The sequence below is a fragment of the Spirosoma sordidisoli genome (genome assembly GCF_004138325.1).
Lineage (GTDB): Bacteria > Bacteroidota > Bacteroidia > Cytophagales > Spirosomataceae > Spirosoma > Spirosoma sordidisoli.
The window spans coordinates 124,358-136,640 of the sequence record NZ_SBLB01000012.1 but is presented as its reverse complement, the minus strand read 5'-3'; the positions used below and the strand labels follow the sequence as shown (position 1 = coordinate 136,640).

Below are 12,283 nucleotides of genomic sequence, written 5' to 3'. Positions count from 1 at the left end.
GAAACCATGTGGAAAACGATAAAACGAGCGTTGGGCTTCGGCCCTAAGAACTACATCGAGATACCGGAGGAAGAGCGACTGGCGATCATCGAAAAATCCAGCGTACAGGTATCGCGGGGTGTGTTCTATTCGACCGTCATCATCATTACCTCGTTTTTGCCCGTGTTTCTGCTGACGGGGCAGGAAGGCAAGCTGTTTCACCCGCTGGCCTGGACCAAGACGTTTATTCTGCTGGTCGATGCCGTGCTGGTCATTACGCTGGCTCCGGTGATGCTCTCGCTGTTCATGAAAGGCCGCTTCAAGGACGACCACGCTAATCCCATCAACCGGTTTCTCGAACGTATTTACGAACCTCTGATCCGCTGGGTGATGCGTTGGCCGAAAACGACCCTCGGCATCAACCTACTGGCTTTAGCCATCAGCGTACCCATGCTGCTGAGTCTGGGGTCGGAATTTATGCCCCCCCTCGATGAGCAAAGCATCCTGTTCATGCCCGTCACCCTGCCCGACGTGTCGAACGCCGAAGCCAAGCGAATTTTGCAGGTGCAGGACAAGCTCATCAAGTCCGTGCCGGAAGTAGACAAGGTGCTGGGAAAGGCAGGCCGGGCCTCGACGGCCACCGACAATTCGCCCATCAGCATGATCGAGACCATCATCATGCTCAAACCCAAAGCGCAATGGCGGGCGGGCCTCACCAAAAAAGACCTTATCAACGAATTGGATGCCAAGCTTCAGATTCCGGGGGTCGTCAACGGGTGGACGCAGCCGATCATCAACCGCATCAACATGCTCTCGACCGGCATCCGTACCGACGTGGGCATCAAGGTACACGGGCAATCGCTCGACAGCATCTATACGGTTTCCGAACAGGTGAAGGCCGCGCTCGAAGGCATACCGGGCGTGAAAGACCTCTACGTCGAACCCGTTACCGGGGGCAAATACCTGACCGTCGACGTAAACCGCGAGGCCCTGGGCCGTTACGGGTTGAGCGTCGATGCTGTCAACGAGGTCGTCGAATCGGCCATCGGGGGTGCCCCCATCGGGCAGACCATCGAAGGGCGCAGACGGTTTTCGATCAACGTGCGGCTGGCCCAGGATTACCGCAACAGCGTGGAGCGTATTCGGCGCATTCCCATTGCTACGCCCGCCTTCGGCACCATCCCCCTCTCGACGGTGGCCACCATTAAATTCGAGGATGGACCACCCATGATTACCTCCGACAATGCGCTGCTGCGGGGAGCGGTCATGTTCAACGTGCGCGACCGGGATCTGGGCAGCACCGTCGAAGCCGCCATTGCCAAAGTGAACCGCGAATTGCGGCTACCCAACGGCTATTTTCTGGAATGGAGCGGGCAGTACGAAAACCTGATCCGGGGCAAGCAAACGTTGCTCCTCATCGCGCCGGTCGTGCTGATCGTCATTTTCCTGTCGCTTTATCTGGCCTTCGGCTCGGCGCGGGAAGCGTTTCTGAGCCTGATCACCATTCCGTTCGCGCTCATCGGCGGGGCATACATGGTGTATTTCTACGGGGTGAACCTGTCGGTGGCGGTGGCCGTGGGCTTCATTGCCCTCTTCGGTATTGCCGTTGAAACGGGCGTGGTGATGGTCATTTACCTCAACGATGCCATGAAGCAGTTGGTCGCCAAACGGGGCAACTCCCGCGAAACCATCAGTCGGGACGAACTGCGCGAATACGTCATCCACGGGGCCGCCAAGCGGCTTCGGCCCAAAATCATGACCGTATCGGTGGCCTTGTTCGGGCTGGTTCCCGTGCTCTGGGCCAACGGTGTGGGGAGCGATGTCATGCTGCCTATCGTGTTGCCTATGATTGGGGGCGTGCTGACCTCCTCGACGCACATTCTGCTGGTCACGCCCCTGATCTTTTTACTGACGAAAGAATACGAACTCCGCAAGTTCGGCAAACTCGACGTACTCAATGCTTCGCATTAATCAAGGTCTGTATACCGGTTTCCTGACAAGCACCCTGCTGGTCGGCCTGTTGCTGGGTGGGCCGGTATTGGCTCAACAGGCACCCCGGCCCGACACCCTGCGCCCGGAACTACCGGTGCTGTCGTTGGATACCATCTTGCTGCGCATCGACGAGCGGAACCCCCTGCTGCGCCCCTTCGGTAGCCGGGCCGCAGCCGCCCGTGCTTACGCCGAGGGTGCCCGAAGCTGGATGGCCCCGATGGTGGGTGTGGGTACGTTCATGGCTCCGTATCCGGGTCAGATGATTATGGAAGACCGGGATAAAGGCTATGGCATGGTGTCGGTCGAGCAGGACATTCCCAACCCGGTCAAACAACGGGCTAATCAGGTCTATCAACAGTCGAAAGCCGCCGTAGAAGAAGCCGGGCGGGGTATTACCCTCAACCAGTTGCGGGCCGATGCCAAAGGGTTATTCTTCGACTGGCTGGTGCTGACCAAACGGCGGGGGGTAGTGCTGGAAAACCGGCGCATTCTGCAAACCATGAAAAAGCTGGCCGACATCCGCTACCCCTACAATCAAGGCAGCTTAGGCAACATCTACAAAGCCGACGGACGATTGGCCGAACTAGAAAACATGCTGACCATGACCGATGCCGAGATTGCTCGTCGGCGGATCGGCCTGAACACCCTGATGAACCGGCCCAAGACCGAAGTCTTCGGCATCGACACGACGTACCGACTTACCGAACCCGTACCGACGATCCCGTCGACGGATGAGTTGGCTATTCGTCGCTCCGATGTGCTCCAAATGGACCGGCAGATTCTGAGTATACAGGCGGGCATCGAAGCGCAACGGACCCAACGGCGGCCCGACTTCCGGGTACGGTTCGACCACATGCAGCCCTTTTCGGGGCCGAGCGGCATGATGCCGACTCAGTTTACCCTGATGGGCATGGTATCGATCCCTATCGTGCCATGGGCCTCGCGGATGTACAAAGCCGAAATCAAGGGCATGGAGGCCGACATCCAGGCGATGCGCTACCAACGGGAAGGAATGCTTAACGAAGCGCAGGGCATGGTGGCTCAGATGCTCACCGACCTACGGAGCCTCCGGCAACAACTCGCCAACTACGAAACACGCGTGCTGCCCACGTTGCGCCGGAACTACGACACACAGCTAATCGCCTACGAACAGAACAAAGGCGAACTGCCTGTCGTGATCGATGCCTGGGAGACGCTCAACATGACCCAGATGGACTACCTGACCCGGCTGGGTGACTACTACCGAATGCTGGTAAGCTATGAGAAAGAACTGGAAAAATAAGGGGCTTTGGGTCGGGCTGCTGATGCTCGTTTGGCTCGTCGGCTGCTCTTCCGACGGCAAACAACAAAAGCAAGGCCCGGCCAATCCCAACAACCACGCAGGTCACGACCACGCCCCTACGGGCAAGGCCGGTCAAGCCACCGAATACACCTGCCCGATGCACCCGCAGATTGTGCAGAACGAGCCGGGTAGTTGCCCCATTTGCGGTATGGACCTGGTCAAAAAAGTGCAGCCGGGCGCAGGTGACAGTGTTGCGGTAGATGCCGATCTGAAAGCCTTGCTCCAACCCACTAATGCCCTCGTGGTCGCCAACGTGGCGACCGTCCAACCTGAGCGACGTACCGAGTCGGTAACGCTGACGGCCAACGGCATCGTTACCTACGATACCCGGCGACTCTACACCATTCCTGCCCGTTACGGCGGGCGGATCGAGAAGTTGTACGTTCGGTACGCCTACCAGCCGATTCGTAAAGGACAGAAGCTGCTCGAACTCTACAGCCCCGACCTGGTTACGGCGCAACGCGAATTGCTTTACCTGCTGGAAGCCGATGGGACAAACATCCCACTGATAGCCGCAGCCAGGCAGAAGCTTCGGCTGTTGGGGCTTACCGATGGGCAAATTGACGAGGTGGTCAAGCGTCGTCAGCCCAGCTATTCGCTGGCCGTTTTCAGCCCATACGACGGGTACGTGGTCGAGGGGTCGTCGGCTGCACCCGCCCCGGCCATGCCCGCGCCGAGCGGTGGGGGTACGTCGGCAGGCGGCATGACGGGGGGCGGTATGGGGGGCAGCAGTACCGATGAGGTGGTCTTCTCAGCCGCTCCATCGGCCCCAGCTTCATCGGGGGTGATGGACGGGGCCTTGCAAGTTCGGGAAGGCCAATACGTACAAACGGGGCAGACCCTGTTTCAGGTCGTCAACCCGACGCGGCTTTGGGCCGAGTTTAGGCTCTATGCCCAGGATGCCGCCCGGCTTAAGCCAGGTACGCCCCTGACCATTTCCTTTACCGGTAGCGGCACCCCCATCCAACGGGCCAGGGTCGATTTTGTGGTGCCCTTCTTTGCGTCGGGGGGTACGGATGCTTCTTCGCAATTCGTCACCATTCGGGCGTACTTGTCGGGGGCGAACGGACCGCGCGTTGGGCAGTTAGCGAAGGCTACCCTGCGTCAACCGGTGCCAAACGCCCTGTGGATACCCGCCACCGCCGTACTGGAGTTAGGCACGGAGCGCGTCGCCTTCGTGAAGGAAGGGGGAGCCTTCCGGCCCGTGCGGGTGCAGACGGGGGCGCAATCAGGTACGTTGGTCGCCGTCACGCGGGGGCTAACCGAAGGGCAGGCTATTGCCCGAAACGCGCAGTTTCTGATCGACTCCGAAAGCTTTGTCAACGTTACCCCAACTACGCCATGAATACCACTTACCAATCCCTGTTGTTGGGTGTAGGACTTCTGCTGACTGCCTGCCAGTCCGGCGGTTCAGACAGCCGCTCGAGCGAATCGACGCAGGTTGCTGCTCACTCGGAACACGACGATCATGACCACGCCGGAGGAAAAGAGGGACAGAAGACCTATACCTGCCCGATGCACCCGCAGATCGTACAGGATGGTCCCGGAAGCTGCCCGATTTGCGGCATGGACCTGGTGCCGGTGTCGAAAAAGGGCGAACAGGCCACGGAACTGCAACTGAGTACAAGCCAGCTCCAGTTAGCCAATGTGGCCGTGCGGCCTGTCGGCAGCGGAGCCATCGGCAACGCCACCGTTCTGAACGCCCGTTTAGTGGCTGATCCCAACCGAACCGACGTGATCAGCAGTCGGATCGCCGGTCGGATCGAGCGGCTGCTGGTGAAAGAAACGGGTCAACCGGTTCGCAAAGGGCAGGTGCTCTACGAAATCTATAGCGAAACGCTGCTCACCCAGCAGCAAGAATTTTTGATTGCCTTGCGGCAGGAACAGGAGCTAGGTAGTTCCGAACCGCGCTACCGGCAGTTCAGGCAGGGAGCGGAACAAAAGCTACGCTTGTACGGGATGACCCCGGCGCAGATTGACCAGTTGGCCCGTACCCGGCAGGTGCTGCCCCGGATTCCGTTTGTGGCTCCTGCGTCGGGTACGGTGACGGAGATCGTCGCCAGTGAGGGGCAATACGTCGCCGAAGGGGCCTTGTTGTACCGCCTGGCTGACTTCACCCAGTTATGGGTCGAGGCTGAGTTGTATGCGGGCGAAACGAGGCTAGTGAAGGTCGGCGATCAGGTGCCCGTCGAAGTGGTGGGCTACGAAGGCGGTCGCCCGCTGACGGCCCGCGTGGCTCTTGTCAACCCGGAGTATCAGGCCGGTAGTCAGGTGCTGGTCATGCGGGCGGTCATGGCTAACCCGGAGGGCCGTTTTCAGCCTGGGCAACAGGCGCGGGTACGTATCCGTCAGGGGGTACGGCGTGGCTTGACACTGCCTGTCGATGCCGTCGTTCGGGGTGGGGCCGGGGCGGTTGTTTTCGTGCAGACTAAGCCGGGCTTTTTCCGGCCCCGGCGCGTACAAACCGGTACCGAAACCGATCAGCAAGTGGCGATTACGGGCGGCTTGGATGGCACCGAGCAGATCGCCATGTCGGGAGCTTATCTACTTTACAGTGAACTGATCCTGAAAAAAGGCATCAATCCCTTCACGGCGAAGCCGGATGAGGAAGGGGTAAAATCGACGCCTAACACGGAGGCCAACCCCACGCCGGTGGCTGCGTCAGGGGCTGCGAGCAATCAGGCATCGTCAGGTACGTCCTCATCGACCAACGTACCCTCCGCCTTCCGCCAGCAACTGACTAAGGTGTATGAAGCATCGCTCAAACTGACGGAAGCACTCGTGGCCTCCGATGGGAGCCGCACCAAAGCCTCAGCGGGCGACGTGCAAAAAGCCCTTACAGGGGTAAACATGACCCTTGTTTCCGGCACCACACACAAGGACTGGATGAACCAGTTAACGCCCATGAGCCAGGCTCTGAACGTGATGACAACCACGACCGACGTAGTCCGGCAGCGCACCGCCTACGCCCAGTTCGAGGACGCGCTGTACCGTAGCGTCAAGGCATATGGGGTGAGCGATAAGCCCGTTTATCGGCAATACTGCCCGATGGCGCAAGGCAACAAGGGGGCTTACTGGCTCAACGATAAAAAGCCCATCCGCAACCCCTACTTCGGCGATCAGATGCTGACCTGCGGGGAAACGAAAGAAGAAATCAACTGACAATCAACATCTTTTCAACCGATCAACTTTATGAATACACCTCTACCCGTCCGTCCAACCTGGCTCCAGGCCATCAGCCGAAAACTTCGACGTTTCCCCGCCAAAATGGGCTATTTGCTGGTCGGTAAAGGCTCCCGTTGGTTGTATCGGCGGCTGGGCGTTCAGTTTCTGGATAAGCCCCAAACAGCCGCTTTGCTGGCCCCCAATGAGCGGAGTACGTACCCGGCCAACCGGTTTTCGCTATCGCAGGTTGCCGACTTAGCTAACCCGTCGAAGATCTATTTTAAACCCACGCAGGACGAGAGCGAACCGGTATCGGTGTGGGTAGTCGGTAATGCCGATGGGGCGTTCTGGCAACTACCCTACGGGAGTGTTCGGGACAGCCGACACGTACTTTGCACCGACATCAATACGGATGATTTTTATCGAAACGTCCTGCACCGAACGTCGCGAAAGCAACGGAACACCAAGACCCTGCTGGCTCCCTGGAGTCATTACCTCGATGGGGTCGTCTGGGGCGGCTATTTCGACTTCGTGCTGCTGGTGCTGGGGAAACTGTGCCGAATGAAAGAAGTACTGTCGGCGGCTGAATTCAACGACGCACTCGTAGCCTACCCGCTGTTCGACACGCCCTACGAGCGGGAATTCTTATGGCTGTTGGGGATCAGCGTGGATCGGGTGGTCGATAGCCGAAAAACACACGTACAGTTCGAGCAATGTGTGCTGGCTAATACGGGACACTGGTTTTATCCCAACAAAGCCGACATCGATGCGCTTCGTCGGCAGATTCTGCCCAAGCTACCTGCACCCGTTGGCAAGCGAAATCGAGTATACATTAGTCGGTCAGGTCGTCGGCGAATAATCAATGAGTCGGCCTTGATCGAGTTACTGCGCAGCCACGATATCGAGATCATCGAAGATAAGCCGCGCACGGTTGCCGAGCAGATCGCTATCTATCAAAACGCAGAATTCATCATCGGCCCACACGGGGCTTCCTTCGTCAATATCCTCTGGTGTCAGCCCGGTACGCATCTATTCGAGTTGTTCGCACCAACGTACTACCCCGATTTTTACCGTAACATGGCCGAGCAGCTTGGCTTACAGTACTCCGCCTATTTTCACGGCCCGGCAGGCACCGGCGACTGGGCCAAAGGATTGGAAGACGATATATATGTCTCAGTCGATGAGCTGGAGCAGTGTCTGAGGAAGGTGTTTGTAAATACTTTACCTTTAGAAAACTGATTTTTGGACGTATTTCCAAACTAACTGTCAATTTATGGAGACCGGCTTACAAACGGGTGTTTGCGCGTACATTGATCTTTTGGGATTTTCCAATCATGTCAAAAATGACCCAGAAGCCGCCTTGCAGCTTTTGCAGAATTATCAGGCGATTTTGACGATGGCATCATCGGATTTGCCTACTCATGAATCGTTAATTCCCTACCATCAGGATAGCTTCAAGTGTTTCATTCCGTTCAGTGACTCCGTTTTTATTTACTCAGAAAGTCCAAAAACTTTTGCGGAGCAACTATCTAATTTTTTACATAGCTGCTTCTCATTCACGTCTAATCAATATTGTGAGCCGGAGGATGCTAATCATCCTCATCGCGTTACGGTGACGGCTGTCGAGATAGAAGATGGCAAACCTGTTACCAAGAAATACATTGAGAATTGGCACCCGTTGTTTTTCAGGGGCGGTATTGGTTTTGGTACTGTTAAAGTCATCGAACTGAATGCCGTCTACGATGGTAAAAAAAGTCGGGCACCTGTCGTATTTGGTCACTCAGTAGTGGAAGCCGTAAAGCTTGAACAAGCCGGGGTAAAGGGGCCGCGATTGTTGTGCGGGCAGAATTTTTACGATCAACTTGATAATCGAACCAAACGAATCGCCTACGCTTCTGATCAGGTAAAGGGGGCATACGAAATTAATTGGACGGCAATCCATTATCTGGCTTCAGAAGAGCCAATATTTTTTCCTGAAGATCCGAACGATTCGCAGTGGTATGTCGATCAGTTACTGCAAAATGATTTCTATTCGTCGATGCTTGTACCAGCGGCAAACTTGTGGAAAGCTTATAATCATCTGGACGTAGCGGCTCACTACTTTAATTTCCTGCGGATGGTTGTGGTCGGGGTGATCCGTTTTTTTGAGGAAAGCCCTTTTCAAGACTATGTGAAAGAGCAAGTAATTGACTATTTGACTAAAGTTGGCATTGACAATAAAGCCGACGATCTTATGAGATAGGTAGCATCTGTACCTTGTCATTAAAGCTGTACAAATTTTACAATCCTCTATTGATAATCTTACAACACTTTGATTTTGAGTAGTCTCTAATTTTGGGGATTGCAAAATCTCAACCGTATGCGACCATCAGTCGAGTTGATATCTGTATCGGATACAGAGTTTGATGCTACGATCAGGAAGTTATTAGAAACAGAAAATTTTCCAATCGAGGACAAAGCGTGGCAACATCTCAGTAGGGAATTAGATGTGTATTGCGAACGGTTAAAGGCCCATTGTCTGACTAACAATTAGGGGGAATGCCATCAAGTTCGCAAACTCCGTTTCAGCAGTTGCGCGTTCAGGGCGACGATTACCGTGCTCGCGCTCATGAGTACGGCTCCGATAGCCGGGCTGAGTACGAAATTGGGATAGAGAACCCCGGCGGCTAAGGGAATGGCGATGACGTTATAGCCCGTAGCCCAAAATAGATTCTGAATCATCTTCCGGTACGTCGCTCGTCCGAACTCTACCAGATTCGTAATGTCGGTGGGCTTGCTGTTGACCAAGATGATGTCGGCGGTTTCGGCGGCTACATCAGTGCCAGACCCCACGGCGATGCCGACGTTAGCCTGCGCTAAGGCCGGAGCATCATTGACTCCGTCGCCGGTCATAGCCACAAACTTGCCCTGTTGCTGCAAGTCTTTCACGATAGCTACCTTTTGATCAGGTAGCACTTCGGCATACACGCCATTCAAGCCCAACTCTTTGGCGACCGCATCAGCCACTTGCTGGTTATCTCCGGTAGCCATGTACACGTCGATACCCGCCTGCTGCAATCGTTGGACCGCTTCTTTCGAGTCAGCGCGTATCTTATCGGCCAACGCAACGTACCCGGCCAGCGCGTCGTCGATTAGGACGAAAACGACGGTTTCGGCTCCGTTACTTTTGGCATCAGCGGGTTGCGATATGCCTTTCTCCTTTAGGTAACCGGGACTGACAACCAACACGGTCTGTCCGTCGACAGTCGCGGATATGCCTTTGCCGGTGATGGACTGAAAATTAGTGATGCCCGGTAAATCAAGTTGTCTTTTCTTGGCTTCCCGAACGATTCCTTGCGCGATAGGGTGTTGCGATTGTTGCTCAAGTGCCGCTACGATGCGTAGCAGGCCCGTTTCATCGAGCGTGGGTGCCACGATCTGCACACGGGTAACGCCAAATTCACCCTCCGTCAACGTACCCGTCTTGTCGAAGACCATCGCTGTAATTTTTCGCGCTTCCTCGAACGCCGTGCGGTTGCGGATCAACAACCCTCGCTGCGCCGAAATCGCGGTCGAGATGGCGACGACCAGTGGAATGGCGACACCAAGGGCGTGCGGACAGGCCGTCACCATAACTGTCACCATCCGCTCGACGGCGAAAGCCACATCCTTACCCGCCCATAACCAGGCGACAAGCGTGAGCAACCCCACCGATAAGGAGATGAGGGTCAGCCAACCCGCTGCCCGGTCGGCCAGGGTCTGCGTCTGCGACTTGGCGTTTTGGGCTTCCTGGACCATCTTAACCACTTTGTTGAGGTAGCTGTCTTCGCCCCGGTGCGTAACCCGGACCTGCAACGCCCCTTCTCCATTGACCGCACCGGCTATAACGGTATCCCCTTTCACTTTCTGCGCGGGAACGCTCTCGCCGGTCAGCATACTTTCGTTCACGCTGCTCGTTCCTTCGACAACTTCCCCGTCGGTAGGTATCCGTTCGCCGGGACGTACCTGAACCAGATCACCTGTTGCCAATGTGTTCACCTTGACATCGGAAAGCGTGATTCCGCCCCCGTTTGTAGTTTCCACTTTGTGGGCCTCGTCGGGCAGCATTTGTACGATTAGCTCCAGAGAACGCGACGCACCGGCCACTGACTTCATTTCGAGATAGTGCCCCAACAGCATGATGTCGATCAGGGTAGCCAGTTCCCAGAAGAAATCCATCCCCTTGAGCCAGCCTACCGAAACGGCTACACTGTATACGTAGGCTGCCGTGATCGCTACGGCGACAAGCGTCATCATGCCAAGCTTTCGGGTACGTAACTCGCCGATCATGCCTGACAAAAAGGGCCATCCCCCGTAGAAATAGATCAGCGTAGCCAGAGCAATGACGAGGGGTTCCCGGAAGGCAAAATCAAGGGTGTAGCCAGCCAACTCCTGGAACATCATCGATAGGGCCACCACTGGCACCGACAGTAATAGGCACACCCAGAACCGACGCAGGAAATCGGCAATCATCGCCCCGTGATCGTGTCCCGCCCCGTGATTGGCATGACCCATTGCCCCGTGATCCATCCCCGCATGGTCCATCTCGGCATGGCGATGATGCTCACGATCAGGCCCGCTATGCTCGTCATGACCGATGTGTTGCAGTGCCTGCTCTTCGGCTGGTATCGCTGCATCAGATTGATGGTGCGGGTGAACCACGGGTACGGTTTCATCAGCAGGCATCGAATGATGGCCGTGATGGTGGTTCACCTCAGCTTGTTTCTCCATCAGGTGAAACGCGCCGACTTGGGCTACCGCCTGTTGCAAGGCGTCCATTGACGGATGTTTATCGACAGTTAGATGCACTTCGGGCGGCTGCACCGACACGTGGGCATCCTGAACACCCGGTTGCCGAAGTAAAGCCTGCTGCACTGCCTGTGCCTGTTCTTGAGTTTGAAGGCCGTGGAGAACGTAGTGATGTTGATGCTTCTTCATAACGCGCGGGAACTATCGGTTGAGTTGACGATACCAATTCACCAGGGGTAAAGGTTCGTTTAGTAGTAACACTTGTCGCATCGGAAAAGGATACGTTTTAGAAATTCTGTAAGACTCGCCGGGAAATTTTGCAAGCGTTGGCTACATTCCGAGGGATAGCTTTGTCTACGACTTTTGTTATCATCAGGTAGCTAATCAGGCTATCGTAACCAGCCTCCCCCCTTTAAATTCTGCACTGATGAACCCCGACGTTCTAACCGATCAAACCACCACCTTTCGCATTCGGGGAATGGTCTGTGGCCGTTGCATAGACGCTGTGCAGGCTGTATTTGAACAACTCAAATTACCCGTTTTGTCGGTTTCGTTGGGGCATGTCGTGGTGGAGGGGAAGGTCTCGCCTGAGCAAGAAACACTACTGCAATCGGCTCTGGAAACGCAGGGGTTTGCTGTGTTGACCGACCCGAAGAAAATCTTAGTGCAACGCATCAAAGAGGCCGTCGAGGATGTGGTTAGCTGCGATAATCTCGGTGAAGAAACGACTCGGTATTCTGAGCAGCTTGCTCAGCGAGTCGGCCTGAGCTATGATGCGCTGAGTGCGCTATTTTCTGTTCAGGAAGGCATTACGCTTGAAAAATACGTAATCAGTCGGCGGTTGGATAGGACCAAAGAACTTCTCGTCTATACCGATCTGACGTTGGCCGACATCGCCTATCGCACCGGTTTTAGTAGCGCTCAGCACCTATCAAATCAATTTAAAAAGTTGACCAGTTTTTCGCCCAGTCACTTCCGTGACATCCGGCGCGACAAGCAGCAATTGCAACGCAACGGGATGGAGTCTGCCCACTAAGT

8 protein-coding genes are annotated in these 12,283 nt (G+C 55.8%); 7 read left to right on the top strand and 1 reads right to left on the bottom strand.

Going from position 1 to position 12,283, the window contains the following annotated elements; translation table 11 throughout:
• Positions 1-6: 6 nt before the first annotated feature.
• The 6 genes from EQG79_RS28405 to EQG79_RS28380 are packed head-to-tail and all read left to right on the top strand — an operon-like array spanning position 7 to position 8,720.
• On the top strand, positions 7-1,950 hold the full coding sequence (locus EQG79_RS28405; RefSeq protein ID WP_129606243.1) for an efflux RND transporter permease subunit: 1,944 nt from the start codon (positions 7-9) through the stop codon (positions 1,948-1,950).
• On the top strand, positions 1,937-3,253 hold the full coding sequence (locus tag EQG79_RS28400) for a TolC family protein (protein ID WP_129606241.1): 1,317 nt from the start codon (positions 1,937-1,939) through the stop codon (positions 3,251-3,253). The genes EQG79_RS28405 and EQG79_RS28400 overlap by 14 nt, the downstream gene beginning before the upstream one ends.
• Positions 3,231-4,658 carry an efflux RND transporter periplasmic adaptor subunit gene (locus EQG79_RS28395; RefSeq protein WP_129606239.1) on the top strand — a complete coding sequence of 476 codons (1,428 nt, stop codon included), beginning with the start codon at positions 3,231-3,233 and terminating at the stop codon, positions 4,656-4,658. The genes EQG79_RS28400 and EQG79_RS28395 overlap by 23 nt, the downstream gene beginning before the upstream one ends.
• Positions 4,655-6,475, top strand: coding sequence for an efflux RND transporter periplasmic adaptor subunit (locus tag EQG79_RS28390; RefSeq protein WP_129606237.1), 1,821 nt, complete (start codon positions 4,655-4,657; stop codon positions 6,473-6,475). The genes EQG79_RS28395 and EQG79_RS28390 overlap by 4 nt, the downstream gene beginning before the upstream one ends.
• Positions 6,476-6,505: 30 nt before the next feature.
• Positions 6,506-7,717: a glycosyltransferase family 61 protein gene (locus tag EQG79_RS28385; protein WP_129606235.1), complete on the top strand. Its 1,212-nt coding sequence runs from the start codon at positions 6,506-6,508 to the stop codon at positions 7,715-7,717.
• 34 nt (positions 7,718-7,751) lie between these two features.
• Complete coding sequence (locus tag EQG79_RS28380) at positions 7,752-8,720, top strand: hypothetical protein (protein WP_129606233.1); 969 nt, start codon at positions 7,752-7,754, stop codon at positions 8,718-8,720.
• A gap of 302 nt (positions 8,721-9,022) precedes the next feature.
• Here the strand turns inward: EQG79_RS28380 and EQG79_RS28375 are convergent, their stop codons facing one another.
• Positions 9,023-11,182, bottom strand: a complete 2,160-nt coding sequence (locus EQG79_RS28375) for a heavy metal translocating P-type ATPase (RefSeq protein WP_129606295.1) — start codon at positions 11,180-11,182, stop codon at positions 9,023-9,025.
• A gap of 490 nt (positions 11,183-11,672) precedes the next feature.
• Between EQG79_RS28375 and EQG79_RS28370 the strand changes: the two genes are divergently transcribed.
• Entirely contained in the window at positions 11,673-12,281 is a 609-nt protein-coding gene (locus EQG79_RS28370; protein ID WP_129606231.1) for an AraC family transcriptional regulator, read from the top strand.
• The last annotated feature ends 2 nt before the right edge of the window (positions 12,282-12,283 follow it).